24 protein-coding genes are annotated in these 17,892 nt (G+C 59.6%); 10 read left to right on the top strand and 14 right to left on the bottom strand.

Annotation, left to right across the window (positions count from 1 at the left end):
* Positions 1-48 precede the first annotated feature (48 nt).
* Complete coding sequence (locus AC2FFD_RS14745; protein ID WP_480685857.1) at positions 49-534, bottom strand: RNA pyrophosphohydrolase; 486 nt, start codon at positions 532-534, stop codon at positions 49-51.
* Between the two features lie 137 nt (positions 535-671).
* Between AC2FFD_RS14745 and AC2FFD_RS14740 the strand changes: the two genes are divergently transcribed.
* The gene (locus AC2FFD_RS14740) at positions 672-2,699 is read left to right on the top strand and encodes an FAD-dependent oxidoreductase (protein WP_496873449.1); all 2,028 of its coding nucleotides are present in this window, start codon (positions 672-674) and stop codon (positions 2,697-2,699) included.
* A 21-nt stretch (positions 2,700-2,720) separates the two neighbouring features.
* Here the strand turns inward: AC2FFD_RS14740 and AC2FFD_RS14735 are convergent, their stop codons facing one another.
* Together AC2FFD_RS14735 and AC2FFD_RS14730 are read right to left on the bottom strand one after the other, a co-directional pair.
* Positions 2,721-3,329, bottom strand: coding sequence for a LysE family translocator (locus AC2FFD_RS14735; RefSeq protein WP_480685854.1), 609 nt, complete (start codon positions 3,327-3,329; stop codon positions 2,721-2,723).
* Positions 3,330-3,428: 99 nt separating this feature from the next.
* Positions 3,429-3,869, bottom strand: coding sequence for a DUF4399 domain-containing protein (locus AC2FFD_RS14730; protein ID WP_425079973.1), 441 nt, complete (start codon positions 3,867-3,869; stop codon positions 3,429-3,431).
* A 227-nt stretch (positions 3,870-4,096) separates the two neighbouring features.
* Between AC2FFD_RS14730 and AC2FFD_RS14725 the strand changes: the two genes are divergently transcribed.
* Complete coding sequence (locus tag AC2FFD_RS14725) at positions 4,097-5,002, top strand: LysR family transcriptional regulator (protein WP_117871765.1); 906 nt, start codon at positions 4,097-4,099, stop codon at positions 5,000-5,002.
* Between the two features lie 52 nt (positions 5,003-5,054).
* On the opposite strand, the gene AC2FFD_RS14720 is transcribed toward AC2FFD_RS14725, so the two are convergent.
* Positions 5,055-5,972 (bottom strand): hydrogen peroxide-inducible genes activator, encoded by a 918-nt coding sequence (locus tag AC2FFD_RS14720; RefSeq protein WP_257599518.1) that lies wholly within the window; start codon positions 5,970-5,972, stop codon positions 5,055-5,057.
* Between the two features lie 98 nt (positions 5,973-6,070).
* Between AC2FFD_RS14720 and AC2FFD_RS14715 the strand changes: the two genes are divergently transcribed.
* Positions 6,071-7,033, top strand: coding sequence for a sodium-dependent bicarbonate transport family permease (locus AC2FFD_RS14715; RefSeq protein ID WP_257599519.1), 963 nt, complete (start codon positions 6,071-6,073; stop codon positions 7,031-7,033).
* On the opposite strand, the gene AC2FFD_RS14710 is transcribed toward AC2FFD_RS14715, so the two are convergent.
* Genes AC2FFD_RS14710 through AC2FFD_RS14695 form a run of 4 tightly spaced genes read right to left on the bottom strand, consistent with a single transcriptional unit; the run spans position 7,026 to position 9,942 of the window.
* Entirely contained in the window at positions 7,026-7,928 is a 903-nt protein-coding gene (locus AC2FFD_RS14710) for an OmpA family protein (RefSeq protein ID WP_170346713.1), read from the bottom strand. The genes AC2FFD_RS14715 and AC2FFD_RS14710 overlap by 8 nt on opposite strands.
* Positions 7,925-8,482, bottom strand: coding sequence for a peroxidase-related enzyme (locus AC2FFD_RS14705; RefSeq protein ID WP_170346797.1), 558 nt, complete (start codon positions 8,480-8,482; stop codon positions 7,925-7,927). The genes AC2FFD_RS14710 and AC2FFD_RS14705 overlap by 4 nt, the downstream gene beginning before the upstream one ends.
* 30 nt (positions 8,483-8,512) lie before the next feature.
* Positions 8,513-9,223 (bottom strand): GNAT family N-acetyltransferase, encoded by a 711-nt coding sequence (locus AC2FFD_RS14700; protein ID WP_496873448.1) that lies wholly within the window; start codon positions 9,221-9,223, stop codon positions 8,513-8,515.
* On the bottom strand, positions 9,220-9,942 hold the full coding sequence (locus AC2FFD_RS14695) for a competence/damage-inducible protein A (RefSeq protein ID WP_209835208.1): 723 nt from the start codon (positions 9,940-9,942) through the stop codon (positions 9,220-9,222). Before AC2FFD_RS14695 ends, AC2FFD_RS14700 begins: the two co-directional genes overlap by 4 nt.
* 51 nt (positions 9,943-9,993) lie before the next feature.
* Between AC2FFD_RS14695 and sfsA the strand changes: the two genes are divergently transcribed.
* The 3 genes from sfsA to map all read left to right on the top strand — a co-directional run bounded on the left by sfsA (position 9,994) and on the right by map (position 12,093).
* Positions 9,994-10,701: a DNA/RNA nuclease SfsA gene (gene sfsA / locus AC2FFD_RS14690; RefSeq protein ID WP_425079969.1), complete on the top strand. Its 708-nt coding sequence runs from the start codon at positions 9,994-9,996 to the stop codon at positions 10,699-10,701.
* 5 nt (positions 10,702-10,706) lie between these two features.
* Positions 10,707-11,195, top strand: a complete 489-nt coding sequence (locus AC2FFD_RS14685) for a GNAT family N-acetyltransferase (RefSeq protein ID WP_425079968.1) — start codon at positions 10,707-10,709, stop codon at positions 11,193-11,195.
* Positions 11,196-11,280: 85 nt separating this feature from the next.
* Entirely contained in the window at positions 11,281-12,093 is an 813-nt protein-coding gene (gene map / locus AC2FFD_RS14680) for a type I methionyl aminopeptidase (RefSeq protein ID WP_171637336.1), read from the top strand.
* On the opposite strand, the gene AC2FFD_RS14675 is transcribed toward map, so the two are convergent.
* From AC2FFD_RS14675 to AC2FFD_RS14660, 4 genes are all read right to left on the bottom strand, one after another.
* Positions 12,081-12,260: a hypothetical protein gene (locus tag AC2FFD_RS14675; protein WP_170346718.1), complete on the bottom strand. Its 180-nt coding sequence runs from the start codon at positions 12,258-12,260 to the stop codon at positions 12,081-12,083. The genes map and AC2FFD_RS14675 overlap by 13 nt on opposite strands.
* 25 nt (positions 12,261-12,285) lie before the next feature.
* Positions 12,286-12,921 (bottom strand): HAD family hydrolase, encoded by a 636-nt coding sequence (locus AC2FFD_RS14670; protein WP_257599528.1) that lies wholly within the window; start codon positions 12,919-12,921, stop codon positions 12,286-12,288.
* Between the two features lie 89 nt (positions 12,922-13,010).
* Complete coding sequence (rsmD, locus tag AC2FFD_RS14665; protein WP_170346720.1) at positions 13,011-13,568, bottom strand: 16S rRNA (guanine(966)-N(2))-methyltransferase RsmD; 558 nt, start codon at positions 13,566-13,568, stop codon at positions 13,011-13,013.
* Entirely contained in the window at positions 13,565-14,776 is a 1,212-nt protein-coding gene (locus AC2FFD_RS14660) for an NAD(P)/FAD-dependent oxidoreductase (RefSeq protein WP_496873447.1), read from the bottom strand. The genes rsmD and AC2FFD_RS14660 overlap by 4 nt, the downstream gene beginning before the upstream one ends.
* Positions 14,777-14,875: 99 nt before the next feature.
* Here AC2FFD_RS14660 and AC2FFD_RS14655 point away from each other — a divergent pair, with 99 nt between their 5' ends.
* From AC2FFD_RS14655 to AC2FFD_RS14640, 4 genes are all read left to right on the top strand, one after another.
* Entirely contained in the window at positions 14,876-15,361 is a 486-nt protein-coding gene (locus AC2FFD_RS14655) for a peroxiredoxin (RefSeq protein WP_425079964.1), read from the top strand.
* Between the two features lie 101 nt (positions 15,362-15,462).
* Positions 15,463-15,708: a YMGG-like glycine zipper-containing protein gene (locus AC2FFD_RS14650; protein ID WP_496873446.1), complete on the top strand. Its 246-nt coding sequence runs from the start codon at positions 15,463-15,465 to the stop codon at positions 15,706-15,708.
* Positions 15,709-15,719: 11 nt separating this feature from the next.
* Entirely contained in the window at positions 15,720-16,067 is a 348-nt protein-coding gene (locus AC2FFD_RS14645) for an EF-hand domain-containing protein (RefSeq protein WP_496873445.1), read from the top strand.
* 21 nt (positions 16,068-16,088) lie between these two features.
* On the top strand, positions 16,089-16,397 hold the full coding sequence (locus tag AC2FFD_RS14640) for a hypothetical protein (protein ID WP_480685842.1): 309 nt from the start codon (positions 16,089-16,091) through the stop codon (positions 16,395-16,397).
* On the opposite strand, the gene AC2FFD_RS14635 is transcribed toward AC2FFD_RS14640, so the two are convergent.
* Together AC2FFD_RS14635 and AC2FFD_RS14630 are read right to left on the bottom strand one after the other, a co-directional pair.
* The gene (locus tag AC2FFD_RS14635) at positions 16,394-16,687 is read right to left on the bottom strand and encodes a 4a-hydroxytetrahydrobiopterin dehydratase (protein WP_152459417.1); all 294 of its coding nucleotides are present in this window, start codon (positions 16,685-16,687) and stop codon (positions 16,394-16,396) included. The genes AC2FFD_RS14640 and AC2FFD_RS14635 overlap by 4 nt on opposite strands.
* Positions 16,684-17,871: a GNAT family N-acetyltransferase gene (locus tag AC2FFD_RS14630; protein ID WP_496873444.1), complete on the bottom strand. Its 1,188-nt coding sequence runs from the start codon at positions 17,869-17,871 to the stop codon at positions 16,684-16,686. Before AC2FFD_RS14630 ends, AC2FFD_RS14635 begins: the two co-directional genes overlap by 4 nt.
* Positions 17,872-17,892 lie beyond the last annotated feature (21 nt).

The raw sequence follows: 17,892 nt of genomic DNA, 5'->3' as shown, positions 1-17,892 counted from the left end.
GTTGGTGGAAGGAATACAGGCAATGGGATCAATACAACCAACTACCCTTCACCCCAAATACCCCCCAAACGCCGTCATCACCCGCTCGTAGACCGCCCGCTTGAAGGGCACGATTTCTTCGATCAACCGCTCGGGGTCCTGCCATTTCCAGCGGGTGAACTCGGGGTGGTCGGTTTCGATGTCGATCTGATCGTCGGTCCCCAGAAAGCGCATCAGGAACCACTTCTGCTCCTGCCCGCGAAAGCGGCCCTTCCAGATGTGGGGCACGATGTCATGCGGCAGGTCATAGGGCAGCCAGCCCTCGGTCTCGGCGACGATTTCCACAAGATCACCGGTTACGCCGGTTTCCTCCCACAGCTCACGCAAGGCCGCATCACGAGGGTCTTCGCCCTTGTCCACACCGCCCTGGGGCATCTGCCAGGCGTCCTCGAACCGGTCGTTGCGCTGGCCGACGAAGATCTGGCCCTTGTCGTTCATCAGCATCAGCCCAACGCAGGGGCGATAGGGCAGTTTGGCAATTTCTTCGGGGGTCATGCGCGGCCTCATCGTGTTGTTTCGCCCACCTCTAGCAATCACCGGCGCAACAGCAAAGAGGGTGACGTGGGGTTTCGCGTGACAAAGTTTACGCGAACGTCAATCTATCACGCAAATTCAGGAGGGAGAGTTTTGCCATGACTGTGTACCCAAACATGCTGGCACCACTGGATCTGGGCTTTACCACGTTGAAGAACCGGGTCCTGATGGGCTCGATGCATACCGGGCTGGAAGAAACCGGCGACTGGAACCGGGTGGCCGAGTTCTATGCCGCCCGCGCGCGCGGTGGAGTGGCGCTGATGGTGACGGGGGGCATCGGGCCGAACCTGGAAGGCTCGGTCCTGCCCGGCGCTGCGATGATGACCAGCGACAAGGATGTGGCCAACCATTCCATCGTCACCGACCGGGTGCATCAGGCAGGCGGCAAGATCGCCATGCAGATCCTGCATGCGGGCCGCTATGCCTATGGCCCGAAATGCGTGGCGCCCAGCCCGATCAAGTCTCCGATCTCGCCCTTTCCGCCGACCGAGCTGGATGAAGAAGGGATCGAGAAACAGATCGGCGACATCGTCAACGCCGCCGTGCTGGCGCAGAAGGCGGGCTATGACGGGGTCGAGATCATGGGGTCCGAGGGGTATTTCCTGAACCAGTTCCTGGTGACCCACACCAACAAGCGTACCGACCGCTGGGGCGGGTCCTATGAGAACCGGATGCGCCTGCCTCTGGAAGTGGTGCGCCGCACCCGCGAGGCGGTGGGGACCGATTTCATCATCATCTACCGACTGTCGATGATCGACCTGGTGCCCAACGGCTCGACCTTTGACGAGGTGGTGCAACTGGCGCAGCGGATCGAACAGGCCGGGGCGACGATCATCAACACCGGCATAGGCTGGCACGAGGCGCGGATTCCGACCATCGCCACATCGGTGCCGCGCGCGGCCTTTGCCTGGGTGACGAAGAAACTGATGGGCAAGGTTGGGATCCCCGTCATCACCTCGAACCGGATCAACACGCCGGAAGTGGCCGAGCAGGTGCTGGCCGAGGGCTGCGCCGACATGGTGTCGCTGGCGCGGCCGATGCTGGCGGATGCGGATTTCGTGGCCAAGGCCATGGTCGGCGAGTCGGCCAGGATCGCGCCTTGCATCGCCTGCAACCAGGCCTGCCTGGATCACACGTTCAGCGGCAAGCTGACCTCCTGCCTGGTGAACCCGCGCGCCTGCCACGAGACCGAGCTGGTGATCGAAGAGGCCGCAACGCCCAAGCGCGTGGCCATCGTGGGCGCGGGCCCGGCGGGCCTGTCCACCGCGATGACCGCCGCCCAGCGGGGCCATGACGTGACCGTGTTCGACAAGGCCGACGAGATCGGCGGCCAGCTGAACATGGCCAAGCAGGTGCCGGGCAAGGAAGAGTTCTGGGGGCTGGTGGACTGGTATCGCACCATGCTCGACACGCTGGGCGTCAAGGTGGAACTGGGCCGCGCGGTCGGCGCCGATGATCTGACCGGGTTCGACGAGGTGGTGATCGCCACCGGCGTCAATCCGCGCGACCCGCAGATCCCCGGCGAGGACCGTGACAATGTCGTGAACTATATCGACGTGCTGCGCAACAAGGCCCCGGTGGGCAAATCGGTAGCCGTGATCGGCGCGGGCGGCATCGGGTTCGACGTGTCGGAATACCTGCTCGAGGAAGGCCACTCGCCCACCACCGACCTGCCCCTGTGGATGAAGGAATGGGGCGTCGCCGACCCCGAGCAGCACCGCGCGGGACTGGCGCCCGAAGGCCCGCAGCCCGAGGCGCCCAAGCGTCAGGTCACGCTGCTGCAACGCAAGAAACAGGCGCATGGCAAGGGGCTGGGCAAGACCACCGGCTGGATCCACCGCGCCACGCTGAAGATGAAGAACGTGAACTTCGTCGGCGGCGTGAACTATGAACGCATCGACGACGAAGGGCTGCATGTCTCGTTCGGCGAAGAGCGCGCCGACCCGACCGTGATCAAGGCCGATACGATCGTGCTGTGTGCCGGTCAGGTGCCCGAACGGTCGCTGGCCGACGCGCTTATCGAACGCGGCATCACCCCGCATGTAATCGGCGGCGCGGATGTGGCGGCGGAACTGGACGCCAAACGCGCGATCAATCAGGGCACACGCCTTGCCGCAGAGTTCTGAAACCACTCGTTCAGAGTGTCTTCACTCCGACAGCGCGAGTTTTGCACCCAAGGCACCAAAAGCGGTTGCGAAACACCGCTTTATCCACGCCATCACAGCAGGGCGCCGGATTACATAGTCCCGCGCCAGTGCGGCGCATGCGCCATACCCGACAAAAACAACAAGTGTCATGGCCATGAAGGCCAGCGCCAGTTTGGTCAGTTCCATTCCTGCATTTGCTGAATTCGCTGGCAGGAATTGAGGCAGAAAGGCCAGGAAGAATAACGACAACTTTGGGTTCAAAACGTTGATCAGCGTTCCTGTAACGGCAACTCCAAAGTCGCTTCTTGCGGATTTCTCCGCCGCGACGTCCATGGCACCGCCGTCCTTCAGGATACCCCATGCCATGTAGAACAAGTACAAGACGCCAAGATATTTGATGAGTTGAAACGCGACGGCACTGGTGTGCAGCAATGCTGCAAGTCCGATGATGCTGGCCAAGGCCGCCGGAACGATCCCAAGTGTGCATCCGACGGCTGCGGCAAGACTTGCGCGAAACCCGCGCCCAAGACCGACAGCCAAAGTATAGATGACGCCGGTACCCGGCAGCAAAACAACAATCAATGATGTAATGAAGAATTCCAGCGACATTATTACCCCCTGCAAATGCAGGCAGATTCACTAAGTGCGCCGAAAATGTAAATGCCTCTCCATCACATGAACCGAACGGACGGTTTCAACGACCTGCGGCTATTCCACGGTGATCGTAATCACCTCGGATACAATCGGCGGGGAATGCGGCACATGCCCGGCGTCGCCCAGAACCAATTGCAGAGTGTGTTGGCCCGGCGACAGATCCAGTGTTACTTCGGTCTGACCGCCCCCGAAGTGCATGTGATGTTCGTCGGCGGGCAGACCATTGGCCAACTCATCCGCGCCATCCTCGCCCTCACCCAGCGGGGGACGGTCAAGCAACAGGTGGTGGTGCCCGGTGTTTTCTTTCTCGGTTCCGGCGGGTGCGACGCCCATGCCGCTGAGACCAAAGACAACCGTGACCGGTGATTGAACGGTATCGCCATCCGACAGGTTGACGAAATAGACCTTTGCATCGGGATTCGATGGGGTCTCTCCTCCGGCGTGTGCAATGCCCACCGAAAGGCAAAGCGCAGCAATGGCGAAAAAGGGTTTCATGATCTCCTCCCTGGTCACAAAAATGCCATTCTCAATGTGAGATCTTAGCGCGATTGCCTGAAAAACACAGCATCACAATGCCTGAGGCGAGATTGGAAACCACTGTTTCTGCGTTTCCCATACGCAAACGATCCGATTCAAATCCCTGATATTATCCCATGTCTGCCCCGTTTCCGCCCAGATTCAGCGCCATAGTCAGGACGGAAATCAAGATCTGGGGAACGAGTATGGACCGACTGACCGAAATGGAAGCCTTCGCCAATGTGGTGGACCAGGGTGGCTTCACCGATGCGGCCAAAAAGATGGGCATCTCCAAATCAGCCGTGTCCAAACACGTATCAAGCCTTGAGGCGCGTCTGGGAGCGCGACTGTTGAACCGCACCACGCGCCGGGTGTCACCAACGGAAATCGGGCTGGCCTATTATGATCGCGCGCGGCGCGTGCTGAATGATGCCGGAGAAGCGGATTCACTGGTCACGTCTATGCAATCAGCCCCGTCCGGTCTTTTGCGCATCAGCGTTGCCACGGATTTCGGCGTCAATCACCTGTCGCCCGTGCTGTCCGAGTTCCTTGCAGCCTACCCCGACATCACCGTGAACATGGTTTTGAACAACCGCTATGTCGAGCTGATTTCCGAAGGATTTGACGTGGCCGTCCGCATTGGTGAGCTGGAAGACAGCACGCTGCGCGCCCGCAAACTGACCGAAACCGTCAAACGCATGGTCGCCGCGCCCAGCTATGTCGAAAGATTCGGCCGGCCACAGAAAATCGACGATCTGAACGAACACAAGCTGCTGCATTATTCCAGCCAGTCGTCGGGCAATGTCTGGAAACTGACCGCGCCATCCGGCGAAAAGCGTCAGGTTCGAACGGCCGGATGGTTGAGCGTGAACGATGGCCAATCCCTGTTGAACGCGGCGGTTTCCGGCCTGGGTATCGCGTATCTGCCCAGCTATCTTTATGCAGAAGCCCTGAAGGCTGGGCTGGTCGTCGATGCCATGCCGTCCCTGCCCGACGAAGTTCAAGGCGTTTACGCCGTCTACCCGCCGGGCCGCTTTACGCAACCCAAAGTACGGGCCTTCATCGATTTCCTCGTCGACTCTTTTCACGAGAAGGGTCCGATGGACTGGTAATTTCTCCCTGAAGACCAACTTTTGGCCCGCATGTGAAAGTGCGGGCCATTTTTTATGGGTCGATCACCGACAGCCCCATGGACCGGGCGGAAGAGCGCAGGCTGTCCGTCAGCACATTCTGACCCGGCGGCGGGGTCTCGGAACGGCGTGCCAACAGGGCGATATCGCGATTTGCATTGGCGATGGACAGTGGTCGCAAGCGCACTTCGTCGCGGTAGATCCCCTGTCTGCGAGCATAAAGATCAGGCAGTACCGCAACACCAACACCCGAAGCCGCCATCAGGACAATGGAATCAAGTGTCGTGCCTTCATACTCATCCGAAACCACCCCACCGCATTCTGCCGCCAATGCATAGACGATGCGCGACAGGCGGTGGCTTTGATCGAGGGTCAGGAAAATCCGGTTCTGAAGATCTGCGGCACTGACACCCTGCAAATCCCGCGCAAGAACGTCATCAACGGCAACCGCGACCCAAAGAGGTTCGTTGAACAACCGGTGTTGCACGGTATTCGGATGGTCCTCGGGCGTGGACAGAATCAGATCGAATCGACCGGATTTCAGACCTTGTTCCAGATCCAATGTGTTTTCCTCGCGCACCACGATGCGCAATCCGGGGCGCAGCCGGTGCACCTGTTTGATGGCTTGCGGCAACAGATAAGGCCCGATCGAAGGCAAAACCCCCAGTCGCAACCTTCCTCCGACGGGCATATCGTTCGACATGGCGTGGCGCAGGTCCTTGACCTCTGCCAGGATCTTCTGCGCGCGCAAGATGAACTCTTCCCCCTTCGTCGTCACCTGGATTCCACCGCGGTTACGGTCAAAGATTCGAACGCCAAGCTCTTGTTCTACGGTCGCAATCTGCGTCGACAGGCTGGGCTGGCTGACATTCAAAACCTCGGCAGCCAAACTGAATCGCCCAAGGCGACTGACCGTAACGATGTATTCCAACTGTCGCAGTGTCGGGCGCATTTCATAGCCTAAAACTATTTATAACTTAGAAAGATAGTATTTGGCGAATTCCATTTTGCAAGGCACCCAACCCGAAAACGAGGGATCAGGAGTCAATTATGCCCGGAGTGATCGAAACACTGTCCAGCAATCTGCTGGTGCCGACCATATTGTTTTTTGCTCTTGGGCTTCTGGCGGCCTTTGTACGCAGCGACCTGTCCATTCCGGCCGGCGCGGCCAAGTTCATGTCGCTCTATCTGTTGCTGGCCATCGGGTTCAAGGGCGGTGCCAGTCTGGCCGCGCATGGCATTCACCTGCAACTGTTCCTGACTCTGCTGGGCGGTGTTGCCTTGTCCTTTGCCATCCCCTTCGTGGCCTTTGGCCTGCTCAGGGTGATGACAAAGCTGGATGCGCTGAACGCGGCGGCGGTTGCAGGGCACTATGGTTCGATCTCGATCGTCACCTTTGTCACCGCCACCAGCCTGCTGGATCTGGTGGGGCTGTCCCATGACGGGTTCATGGTGGCCGTTGCGGCTGCGATGGAGGTTCCTGCAATCCTGTCGGCACTTTGGCTGGCACACAAGACCGGAAGCAATGGCGTCAAGGATGACAAGCTGTGGCGTGATCTGCTGGCCAATGGCTCGATCGTTCTGCTCACCGGCGCTTTCCTGATCGGAGCCATCACCGGCGGCGAAGGTATGCAGATGATCGCGCCCTTCATCGTGACGCCGTTCACCGGTATTCTGTGCCTGTTTCTGCTGGATATGGGCCTGTCGGCAGGGCGCAGCCTGATCGGCAACCGAGACAAGCTGTCGGTTGGCCTGTTCGCCTTTGGTGTCTTGATGCCCCTGATTGGCGCACTGATGGCCTGGGCGGTAGGTGCCGTGATCGGATTGCCACAAGGCAGCTTGTTCCTGTTCATGGTGCTGTCAGCCTCGGCATCGTATATCGCGGTTCCCGCCGCGATGAAGATCGCCCTTCCGAAGGCCGAGGCCGGGATCTATCTGACCTTGTCGCTGGGGGTGTCGTTTCCGTTCAACATCACCGTCGGGTTGCCGCTGTACCTGTGGTGGATCAGTTGACGAGCAATACGGCTTCGACCCGACGGTTCAGATCGCGCCCTTCCGGGGTTGCATTCGATGTAAGCGGAGACAGATAGCCGACACCCTGCGCTTCGATCCGGTCGGGTGCCACGCCATGTGCATCAATCAGGCGGGTTCGCACCGCCTCGGCCCGGCTTTTGCTGACCGCAATATTCGCCTGCAAGGCACCGGTATCGTCTGTGTGCCCCACCAACGCCAGACGCGTTTCCGGGTTGTCGGTCAAATATCCGGCCAACAAGGTCAGTGAGTCAAACGGACCCTCGCCCAGGGCAACCTCGCCCGTCGGAAAATGCAGATCATCCAGAATCACGTGGCCCGTTGCCGCCAAGGCCTCCAGCACCCCGACCGAACCCTCTGCGGCTTGCTCGACCACCACAGGGTCCGGGTCCGGTGCATCTTGAGGCGTCACCCGGATCATCTGAACATAGCCATCCGGGGGATTGCGGCTGACCAGCAAACTAAGGGCAACCGGCCCCTTGGTGGCCGACAGAAAACGGTAATCCTGAATGGCGACATACATGTCCGGGGTTGGCACGACCTCGGTGCCAAAGCGAAAGTCGAAACCACCACAAACCCGCGCGTCGCATTCGAACAGGATCTTGTAGCCCTGCGCCTCGATCTGTTCCCGCAGCGGGGCGAGAAGCTGCAATGTCGTGCTCGACCCCGCCTGAAGCCGCCACGTAAAGCGTTCCACACGCCCTTCTAACGTTTCTGCGGGAACAGAGCCATTTGCATAAGGCCCCGTCGGCAGGTCATAGCTGTCCAGTGGCGACGTCCGGTCGCTGATCTGTCGGGCACTGGCCGGCAGGGTCAGGTCCTGCGCGGCAACAGATCCTGTCATCAGCAGGGCAACAAGGGCGGCGGTGCGGATCATCGAAACTGTGCGTGGTATTCTTCGTTGGGCACCATCGCCGTCGCGCTGGCCACCCGGTTTGACATGTTGAAAAACCCGGCGACATTGGCGATGTCCCAGATGTCCCGGTCAGTGAATCCGGCGTCTCGCAATTTCTGTCGGTCGGGCTCTTCGATCTCGGCACTGGCGGTGGTCATCTTTGCTGCGAAGTCCAGCATCGCCCGTTGACGCGGCTCAAGCGGCGCGACGCGGTAGTTCATCACCAGCATTTCGCCCAGTTGCGGATTGCCCGAAAGCTGACGCACTGCCGCCCCATGCGCGACCAGACAGTAGAAGCATTTGTTGATCGACGAGACGACGACCGCGATCATCTCGCGTTCCAGCTTGGTCAACCCGCTGTCAGCCAGCATCAGGTCGTTATACATCGCGGTGAATGTGTTCAGCTTGTCTATGTCAAATGCGTTGGCTTTCAGCACATTCGGCACCATGCCCAGTTTTTCGACACAGATATCAAAGTATTTCTGCGTTTCCGGCGGTAGCGGATCGACCATGGGCAGGTTCAGCGCGGTAGGCATGTCTTTTTGTGTCACGGCGACCTCTTCAGTTCAGACAAGATGACGGTAATGGTATTCGCCTGCGATCTCCATCCCGAGGGCGCGATAAAGACCGTTGGCGCCTTCATTGGCCTTGGTGCAGATCACGCTGAGGTTCTGCGCACCATGATCCCGCGCCCAGAATGCCGCTGCGCGCATGGTCCAGTGGCCCAGCCCCTGACGGCGATGTTCAGGAAGGATTTCAAGCGCGTGGACCATTGCAGTATCTGCATGCATCGCCACAAAAGCCACGCCGCTGGGTTTGTCGTTGTGACGCAGCAAAAATCCTGTCTTGGGGCCCTTGGCGCGTTCCATCACCGCAATCCGCTCGGGTCCGATCCCGCCCGAGGCCCAGATGTCGCGCATGATCTCAAGCGGTTCCCAGATCGAAAACACCATGACCGGGGGGATTGGCTGATCGGTCAGTCTGGAGACGGGGCAGACGTAGATGTTCACCGGGTCAAGAATATCATAGCCCCTCCGGGCCAGCATTGCATCCAGGGCCTCATCTCCGGGCCGCAGACAGAAGATGCGCTTTTGCCCCATGGCCAGCATCGCGGCCTCGGCGGCGTTGATATCCTCTTCATTGGCCGGGCCCAATGCACTGGCCGCAGACACCCGCGACCCTCCGCCCTGCCCCTCACGCAGCAGAAACGGGCCAACCCGCTGATAGCGTGCGGCGGGCCATGTGCCATCAACTATGTCCGCCCAGGTGCCGCTCAAAGCTCAAGCTCTTTCGCCAAACGGGTTGTGGCCGCGTCGATCCGGCCTCCGTCGGTGCCGCGCACAACCACGTTGGCCCCGAAGGCACCGTTGATCTGAAACGGGTAGCACCCGATGGACAGGTCGCTGAAATCTTCGGCCAGGGCCGCCAGGGTTGCGGCGATATCACCTTCTCCGCGGTCCACACGCAGAGTTTGCGACAACAAAGGTCTGCCTCCGGTCAATGTTGGCAAAACGCTTGCCACCATCGCCTGAAAAACCGACGGCACACCTGCCATGACATGCACGTTCGCAAGCGTGAACCCGGGCGCCGTGGAAACCGGGTTTTCGATCAGCGTCGCACCGTCCGGAATACGCGCCATGCGCAAGCGGGCGGCATTCAGTTCCAGCCCGGATTTGTCGTAATGGGCCTGCAAGAGCGCACGCGCGTCATCGCGCACATCAATGGGTGTATCGAAAGCGCGGGCAATGCAATCGGCCGTGATATCGTCATGGGTCGGGCCGATGCCGCCGCTGGTGAAGACAGTGTCATAGGCGTCGGACAGCGCTTTGACGGCCGCTTCGATGGCAGGGGCGTCGTCGCTGACAATGCGGACCTCTTTCAGGTCGATGCCGTGTTTTGTCAGCTCCTGCGCCAGAAAATGCATATTCGCATCGCGGGTGCGACCCGACAGGATTTCATCCCCGATCACCAGCATCGCTGCGGTTGGATTGGCCATGGCGCTGTCCCCCTCTTGATCGTCCTTGGGGGCAGGTATAGGCCCTGAACCATGCGATTTGAAACCCCTCTTGTTCCCGCCCGCCTGATCCGCCGCTACAAACGCTTTCTGGCCGATTGCAGGCTTGAGGATGGAAGTGAGGTAACGGCCCATTGCGCCAATCCGGGGTCGATGATGGGGCTGGCCGAGCCCGGCGAGAAGATTTGGCTGGAACCCAACGACGACCCGAAGAAAAAGCTGAAATTCGGTTGGCGGCTGGTGGACCACGAGAACGGGCATTTTACCGGGGTCGATACCTCGGTTCCGAACCGGGCGCTGCGCACTGCTTTGGAAGCCGGTGAGATTCCCGAACTGGCCGCCTATGACACCGTCCGGCCCGAGGTGAAATACGGCGACAACAGCCGCATCGACTTCCTGCTGACCGGGCCGGGCCTGCCGGATGCCTATGTCGAGGTGAAAAGCGTGACACTGTCACGCCAGCCCGGACTGGCCGAGTTTCCCGACAGCGTCACAGCCCGTGGCACCAAGCATCTGGGCGAGTTGGCCGCGATGGCCGCGCAAGGGCACCGGGCGATCATGCTGTATCTGGTTCAGCGAACCGATTGCGACCGGTTTGCTTTGGCGACCGATATTGATCCAGCCTACGCGGCGGCATTTGAGGCGGCGCAGGCACAGGGGGTCGAGCGGTTGGTTTATGGGACGTGTATCACACCCGAAGGTGTTATCTTGGACATGTCCCGAAGCGTGTTACCAGAGTGATCAGCATGTCTGTTGCGGATTTTGAGATCATAAATTTGAAATCGGGTATCATCCCGCAGGCATCCGAACTCTGGCATTCGGGGTGGCACGATGCGCACGCGGCTATCTTGCCCGACGATTTGACCAGCCAGCGCACATTGGACAGCTTCGCAGAGCGGCTGCACAAATACGCCGACATGACACGCGTCGCAGTTCAGGACGGTGTAGTTTTGGGCCTATGCATCATATTGCGGGATGAGATCAACCAGATGTATGTCTCGCCGCAAGGGCGCGGGACAGGGCTGGCAGCTGCCCTCCTACGAGACGGCGAACAGAAAATTCTGGCCAACGGACACGCGACCGGCTGGCTCGCTTGCGCCATAGGAAACAGGCGCGCGGCCCGCTTCTATGAAAAATGCGATTGGGTAAATACGCGAACCGAGGTTCTGAGGTTTGAAACACAAACCGGAGATTACCCGCTTGAAATCTGGCGGTTTGAAAAACATCTGAATTGAAGACCCGCGATCCCGCACCCTCTGGTACTTTCTGCACAAGCAGCGTAAAAGGAATGCTGCGCGCAACATTTGGAGCTTAGCGTCGATGAAAGAGCATCGTGGCCGCCTGACCAAGGACGGCATCCGCATCTATGAACAAGGTGACTTTGCCGGGATGCATGCGGCAGGGGCTTTGGCTGCGCGAATTCTGGATGACATTGCCGAACATGTGTTTCCCGGTCAAACCACCGGCGCCATTGACGGGCTGATCACGCAGATGGTCGAAGACGCCGGCGCGACCTCGGCCACTATAGGTTACAAAGGCTATCAGCACGCCAGCTGCATCAGCGTGAACCACGTGGTCTGCCACGGGATTCCCGGTGAGAAGAAACTGAAGGATGGCGACATTCTGAATATCGACGTGACCGTCATCGTCGATGGCTGGTTCGGCGACACCTCGCGCATGTATGTGGCGGGCAAACTGCCGCGCAAGGCGGAACGGCTGATCCAGGTGACCCATGACGCGCTGTTCAAGGGCATCGAGATGGTCAAGCCCGGCAATACCTTTGGTGACATCGGCCACGCTATTCAGTCCTATGTCGAAGCGCATCGGATGAGCGTTGTACGCGATTTCTGTGGTCATGGTCTGGGCCGGGTGTTCCACGCACCACCGAACGTGTTGCACTATGGCCGCCCGGGCACCGGTGCGGTTCTGGAAGAGGGTATGTTCTTTACCATCGAACCCATGGTCAATCTGGGTCGCCCCGAAACCAAGACTCTGGCCGACGACTGGACAGCCGTGACCCGCGACAAATCGCTGTCGGCACAGTTCGAACATTCGGTGGGCGTCACCTCGGATGGGGTCGATATCTTTACCCTGTCACCCGCTGGCAAATTTCACCCGACCTATTCCTCTTGATCCGCGGCCTGTGCGCGGAGAAGTTTCAACAGCATCGTTTCATCCCTCCACGGCGTGACCGCGTCGTGGATGAAGACCGGCGCGCGCAAGGGTTTGCGCTCTGGGCTGGTGGAAACTTCTGCATCGCTGGAAAAGGTCCAGGCAAAAGGTGTCAGGGTGCGGTCCATGCGTGCACATTAGCACGACCGCGGGTCAAAGTCCCAACACCCCATGCGCCTGTGACATGTCCGTGATCACTTCGGCCCCCAGATCCGCCAGCTTTTCACCGCCTCCCTGAGGCGCATAAGCAAGGCAACGCATACCGGCGCGGATTGCCGCCGTGACACCGCTATGACTGTCTTCGATCACCACCGGAGCCGTCGCGCCAAAGTGCTCGGCGGCCAGTTGGAACATCTTTGGGTCCGGCTTTCCGGTGCCCAGCACATGGGCCGAGAACATCACGTCTTTGAACCGGTCCCAAAGCCCGTTCTGACCCAGAGTGATCTTCATCTTGTCCGGGCTGCCATTCGACGCGACGCAACAGGGGATACCTTTTTGATCCAGCCCCTCAAGCAGGTCTGCGATACCGGGCACCAATGGCACACCTGCACGCAGGCGGTCATAGGTTTCGGCATAGACCTGATCTATCCAGTCTTCGGGCAGAACGGCACCCATCGCGCGGGCCTTGTCCCGCACACCCACCATGGTTCCGCCCACAAACAGGGACATACATTCATGCAGCGCCAGATGCAGGCCATGTTGCGCCAGATTGTCCACCAGCACCTGGTTCGAGACCACCTCGCTGTCCACCAGAACGCCGTCGCAATCGAAAATGACAAGATCGTGCATATGGGATTCCTGCTTTGCCTCACGCTCGGCCTATCAAGGCTTTCCCGTCATCGTCCACCCATGTTCCGCACCAAACCGCGCAGCGCGTTTCAATCTGGAACGCCTTTCCACATCAAGGAAATATGCGTGTCGCCATATTTGCGGCTGTCATGCAATTTAAATCCGGCCGGCGCCTGCATCGGGGCGTTTTCTTCCCAAACCAACAAGGCATCATCCGCGATCCAGCCATTGGCCAAGGCGGCGACGGCCTTCTGCCCCATGGATTTCCCGTAGGGCGGGTCCAGAAAAACCAGATCATAAGGCGCACCGGGATTGTCGCCCAACCGGGTCGCGTCGCGGCGGATCAAATCCGTACGGTCGGCGCTGCGGGTCAGGTCGATGTTCTTGCGTATCAACCCCTGGGCCACTCGCCCGTCATCGACGAAGGTGACATGCGACGCCCCCCGCGACAGCGCCTCGAGCCCCAGCGCCCCGGTTCCCGCGAACAGATCCAGCACCCGCAAACCGTCAAATTCGATCTGGTGGCTGAGCACATTGAACAGGCTTTCACGCACACGGTCGGTGGTGGGGCGCAGATGCGCGCCCGCATCACCCTTGCCGACCGAGGCCAGCGCCCGGCCCCGGAATTCTCCGGCAATGATCCTCACGCCTTGAGCAGCGGTTTCAGGTCCGCGCTCGGGTCGGCCACGACTTCGGGATCAGCGGTCTTGCCCATTTCGATCAGTCTTTTGCCGACCATGTATGCCCGCGGATCATTCATCGCATCCACAGCAATCAGCCTGTCGCCCTTGTAATACCAGAAGGACACGGTCTGACCCTCTCCCTTGCGGGTCACCACGCGGTCATATCCGGTGTTCAGGCCCGCGATCTGAAGCTTGACGTCGTACTGGTCCGACCAGAACCAGGGGGTCGCCACATACTCCTTGGCCGCACCCAGCATGTTCTGCGCCACGATTTCGGCCTGGTCGATGGCGTTGGGGACGCTTTCCAGACGGATACGCCCTTCGCCATGGGGGAAAGAGGCGCAATCGCCCGCCGCCCAGATCGATGGATCAGAGGTCCGGCCATGGGCGTCGGTTTTGATGCCGTTGTCCAGTTCGAGCCCTGCCATCTCGGCCAGTTGGGTAGAGGGGGTGATGCCCACTCCGACCACGACGAAATCCACGTCCAGCTTCGTGCCGTCCGTCAATACGGCCCCCACAACCCTGCGATTTTCGCCGATCAGACGATCCAGCCCGACGCCTTCGCGAATGTCGGCACCATATTCGCTGTGCAACGCGCGGAAATAGTCGCTGGTTTCGGGCGCAGCGACCCGTTGCAGGATGCGGTCAGCCATCTCGACCAAGGTGACCTTGACGCCGCGTTTCGCGCAGACGGCGGCCGCCTCGAGCCCGATGTAACCGCCGCCCACGATCAGCGCGCGGGCGCCTTCGGTCACTTTGGGTTCCATCTGATCAATATGGGCCAGGTCGCGCACCACGTGCACACCGTCCAGATCACCTCCGATGGCAGCAGGCAGACGGCGCGGATCTGACCCGGTGGTCAGCGCCAGTTCGTCATACGGGATGACCTCATCCCCAACAGTGACGGTTTTGGCCTTGGGGTCGATGCCGGTCACGCGCTGGCCAAGCCGCAGAGTGATGTTGTTTTCCGCATAGAAGCTTTCGGGTCGCAGGAACAGGCGCTCCAGCTCCATCTCTCCAAGAAGGTAGGCCTTGGACAAAGGCGGGCGCTGATATGGCAGATGCGGCTCGGCCCCGATCAGAGTAATCTCTCCGTCGAACCCGTCCTTGCGCAGCCGCGCCACCAAGGACGCTCCTGCCTGACCCGCGCCAATCACAACAATATGGCTCATGTTTTGCCCACCCCGCAGTTTCCCCGTGGTCTCTCTGGTTGGACAACCTATATTGCGGCTTAACCCAATTCTGCAAATCCAAACGACAGGAGCTGAAAAATGATTTCAACAGGAGACACCTTGCCCGAGGCCACACTGATCCAGATGGGGGCCGACGGGCCGGAGGAAGTTCGGATTTCAGACAAGACCAAAGGGCGCAAGGTTGTCATTTTCGCCGTGCCCGGCGCCTATACCGGCACATGCACCACCGCACATGTGCCAAGCTTCATTCGTACAAAAAAACAGTTCGACGACAAAGGCGTGGACGAGATCATGTGCCTGTCGGTCAATGACCCGTTCGTCATGCACGCCTGGGGTGAATCCACCGGGGCGACCGCGGCCGGATTGACCATGGTTTCAGACGCGGCTTCAGAATTCACCAAGGCCATCGGCATGGATTTCGACGCCCCGCCGGTTGGTTTGTTCGCACGCTCCAAACGCTATGCGATGCTGGTCGAGGACGGCAAAGTCACGGCCCTGAACCTGGAAGATAACCCCGGTGCCTGCGGGATCTCGGCGGGTGAAGGCCTGTTGGAGGCGATCTGAATTTGGCCGGCCCCGGTTTGTCCGGGGCCGCGTGAGCCCAATTTAACTTGAAGCAGCGCCCCAATGCGCGAATACTCGTCGCATAATTTGGGGAGATTTTTATGAAACTTAAGTTGATTTTTTCCTTCCTGACCGGCGCGGCCCTTCTGGCAGCCTGCGGTCCGGCCCCAACCCCGCAACAGCAAGCCGCACGACAGCACGAGATTGCCTGCCTTAGCGGCACATTGGGCGGCGCCTTGATCGGCGGTGCAATCGGCAACCAGTTCGGCGGTGGGTCGGGCAAGACGATCCTGACCGCAGCCGGCGCTGCCGCAGGTGGCATTGAAGGCCAAAGATTTGCATGCTGAGGAGATTGGACATGAAACGGGCGATTTTTGTATTCACGGCTGCCTTCCTGGCCTCGGCGACCAATGCCGAAACCGTGGCTGAACTGCATGAAAAAGAATTGAACGCCATCGACGCGAACAATGACGGATTCCTGTCCAAAGACGAATTCGACGCTTTTTCGGACTATGCGTTTCAGGCCATGGACGAAGACAAGAACGGCACACTGGGTCAGGCCGAGGCCAAGCCGTTTCTGGACATAAAGCAGTTCCAGAAGGTTGACCGCAACAAGGACAGCTTTATCTCAAGATCGGAATATGATGCACAGATGAATGAAGATTTCGGCGCGGCAGATCAGAATGGCAATGGTCAACTGGACTAAGCCCGTTTGAAGGAGCTTGCTATGAAAAAATGGATCGGAATGGGTGCTTTGGCACTGGCCGCGGCCTGTGACGTTCCGCAAGCTCCGGTGGTGACGGGGCCGGACGGACAGGCCCGCATCCAGATCAATCTGTCTGGCCTGACCTGCTATGAAAACCGGTGTCTGGATATCAACCCAGCGGCGCGCAGCGTGCGCCAGATCGGGAACAAGACCACGGGTATCCCAAGATCCATCGATGTCAGCGACGGCACCGTCACACCTGCTGAATTCAAGCAGATGGGCACGGCTGCGTCGCTGGCCGGTGGCCAGGGGTCAGGCAACGACCGTTAGCACAGACTGTCCATCTTTCGGGCCAGCTTGGCGTCCAGTGACGACAGGCCACCTACGTCATGGGTGGACAGAACCACCTCGACCGTGCGGTAGACGTTGGACCATTCTGGGTGGTGGTTCCATTTCTCGGCCCAGATCGCCACTTGCGTCATCCAGCCAAAAGCGTGCACGAAGTTGTCGAATATGAAGGTCTTGGTGATCGCATCGCGGCCTTCGACCATGGTCCAGCCGTTTTTGAACAGCGGATCCAGCAGCGGGCCACGGGTCTCGGCGGACAAAAGTTCAGTCATTGCTGTTCCTCCGGGTTCGATTTCCTGAACGGGCCGTAATCCGTCAGAATCTCGATCTCTTCTCCCACTGCGCGGCCTTCGGCGTCCAGATATTTTTTGACGGCATCGGCAAAACCCGGATCACCGACCCAGTGCAAGCTATGCGTGCGCGTCGGCAAATAGCCACGCGCCAGCTTGTGCTCGCCCTGAGCGCCCGCTTCCACCCGGGCCAGACCGTGGGCAATGGCAAAATCTATCGCCCTATAGTAGCACAGTTCGAAATGCAGGCAGGCATGATGTTCAATGCAGCCCCAGTACCGCCCAAAAAGCGTTTCGCGGCCTATGAAGTTCAGCGCACCCGCGATGGCGTGACCATCCCGTTCCGCCAAAACCAGGGCCATGTCATTCGCCATCGTCTCTTGTACGATGTCAAAAAACTGGCGTGTCAGATAGGGTGACCCCCATTTTCGTGCACCGGTATCCTGATAGAACCGCCAAAACGCATCCCAGTGTTCCGGGCGCAGGTCATCGCCTGTAAATGTATGGATTTCGCCGCCAAAACCGTTGGCCTGCGCCCGTTCCTTGCGGATGTTCTTGCGCTTGCGTGACGACAACGCGGTGAGGAATTCGTCGAAATCAGCATAGCCATCATTCAGCCAGTGAAACTGTTGCGAGCTGCGTGGCATAAGCCCCATCTGCTCACCGGCCAATGCCTCGGCTTCCGTACAGAAGGTCACGTGAACCGAAGAAACCTGATTGTCGACCGCCAGTTGAACGGCACCCTGCACCAAAGCCGACATTCCGATCCTGTCATAGCCCGGACGCACCAGAAACCGCCGCCCGGTGGCGGGTGTGAACGGCACCGCAATTTGCAGTTTGGGATAATACCGCCCGCCTGCGCTTTCATAGGCATGGGCCCAGCTGTGGTCAAAGATGTACTCGCCCTGGCTGTGCGATTTGGCATACATCGGGGCCGCTGCGATCAGGATCCCGTCAAGAAAGGCTGTCAGGTATTGCGGCTGCCACCCCGTACCGCGCCCGACCGAGCCGCTTTCTTCAAGCGCCAGCAAAAAGCGATGCGTGGTGAAGGGATCAAGGGGCCGCCCACCATCGGCGGCCTCGGGGCAGGCACAGGCATCCCACTCTGCCGCTGAAATCTGCGACAGAGACCCAAGTGCCTGAACTTCGATTTGAGCCTGATCCATGTATCCTCCGCGCCAGCCCTT

Source organism: Ruegeria sp. YTSC002 (assembly GCF_059609845.1).
Note: the sequence above shows the minus strand (reverse complement) of the source record. Positions and strands in the feature narration are given on the sequence as shown.

Excerpts from the sequence above, each read along its gene's own strand:
- map (WP_171637336.1), top strand. The coding sequence starts at position 11,281 with ATGAAAGAGCATCGTGGCCGCCTGACCAAGGACGGCATCCGCATCTAT.
- AC2FFD_RS14655 (WP_425079964.1), top strand. The coding sequence starts at position 14,876 with ATGATTTCAACAGGAGACACCTTGCCCGAGGCCACACTGATCCAGATG.
- AC2FFD_RS14695 (WP_209835208.1), bottom strand. The coding sequence starts at position 9,942 with ATGGCCAATCCAACCGCAGCGATGCTGGTGATCGGGGATGAAATCCTG.
- AC2FFD_RS14640 (WP_480685842.1), top strand. The coding sequence starts at position 16,089 with ATGAAAAAATGGATCGGAATGGGTGCTTTGGCACTGGCCGCGGCCTGT.
- AC2FFD_RS14630 (WP_496873444.1), bottom strand. The coding sequence starts at position 17,871 with ATGGATCAGGCTCAAATCGAAGTTCAGGCACTTGGGTCTCTGTCGCAG.
- AC2FFD_RS14660 (WP_496873447.1), bottom strand. The coding sequence starts at position 14,776 with ATGAGCCATATTGTTGTGATTGGCGCGGGTCAGGCAGGAGCGTCCTTG.
- AC2FFD_RS14670 (WP_257599528.1), bottom strand. The coding sequence starts at position 12,921 with ATGCACGATCTTGTCATTTTCGATTGCGACGGCGTTCTGGTGGACAGC.
- AC2FFD_RS14730 (WP_425079973.1), bottom strand. The coding sequence starts at position 3,869 with ATGAAACCCTTTTTCGCCATTGCTGCGCTTTGCCTTTCGGTGGGCATT.
- AC2FFD_RS14725 (WP_117871765.1), top strand. The coding sequence starts at position 4,097 with ATGGACCGACTGACCGAAATGGAAGCCTTCGCCAATGTGGTGGACCAG.
- AC2FFD_RS14720 (WP_257599518.1), bottom strand. The coding sequence starts at position 5,972 with ATGCGCCCGACACTGCGACAGTTGGAATACATCGTTACGGTCAGTCGC.
- AC2FFD_RS14740 (WP_496873449.1), top strand. The coding sequence starts at position 672 with ATGACTGTGTACCCAAACATGCTGGCACCACTGGATCTGGGCTTTACC.
- AC2FFD_RS14710 (WP_170346713.1), bottom strand. The coding sequence starts at position 7,928 with ATGATCCGCACCGCCGCCCTTGTTGCCCTGCTGATGACAGGATCTGTT.
- AC2FFD_RS14705 (WP_170346797.1), bottom strand. The coding sequence starts at position 8,482 with ATGCCTACCGCGCTGAACCTGCCCATGGTCGATCCGCTACCGCCGGAA.
- AC2FFD_RS14715 (WP_257599519.1), top strand. The coding sequence starts at position 6,071 with ATGCCCGGAGTGATCGAAACACTGTCCAGCAATCTGCTGGTGCCGACC.
- sfsA (WP_425079969.1), top strand. The coding sequence starts at position 9,994 with ATGCGATTTGAAACCCCTCTTGTTCCCGCCCGCCTGATCCGCCGCTAC.
- AC2FFD_RS14735 (WP_480685854.1), bottom strand. The coding sequence starts at position 3,329 with ATGTCGCTGGAATTCTTCATTACATCATTGATTGTTGTTTTGCTGCCG.
- AC2FFD_RS14650 (WP_496873446.1), top strand. The coding sequence starts at position 15,463 with ATGAAACTTAAGTTGATTTTTTCCTTCCTGACCGGCGCGGCCCTTCTG.
- AC2FFD_RS14645 (WP_496873445.1), top strand. The coding sequence starts at position 15,720 with ATGAAACGGGCGATTTTTGTATTCACGGCTGCCTTCCTGGCCTCGGCG.
- AC2FFD_RS14635 (WP_152459417.1), bottom strand. The coding sequence starts at position 16,687 with ATGACTGAACTTTTGTCCGCCGAGACCCGTGGCCCGCTGCTGGATCCG.
- AC2FFD_RS14675 (WP_170346718.1), bottom strand. The coding sequence starts at position 12,260 with ATGGACCGCACCCTGACACCTTTTGCCTGGACCTTTTCCAGCGATGCA.
- AC2FFD_RS14745 (WP_480685857.1), bottom strand. The coding sequence starts at position 534 with ATGACCCCCGAAGAAATTGCCAAACTGCCCTATCGCCCCTGCGTTGGG.
- AC2FFD_RS14685 (WP_425079968.1), top strand. The coding sequence starts at position 10,707 with ATGTCTGTTGCGGATTTTGAGATCATAAATTTGAAATCGGGTATCATC.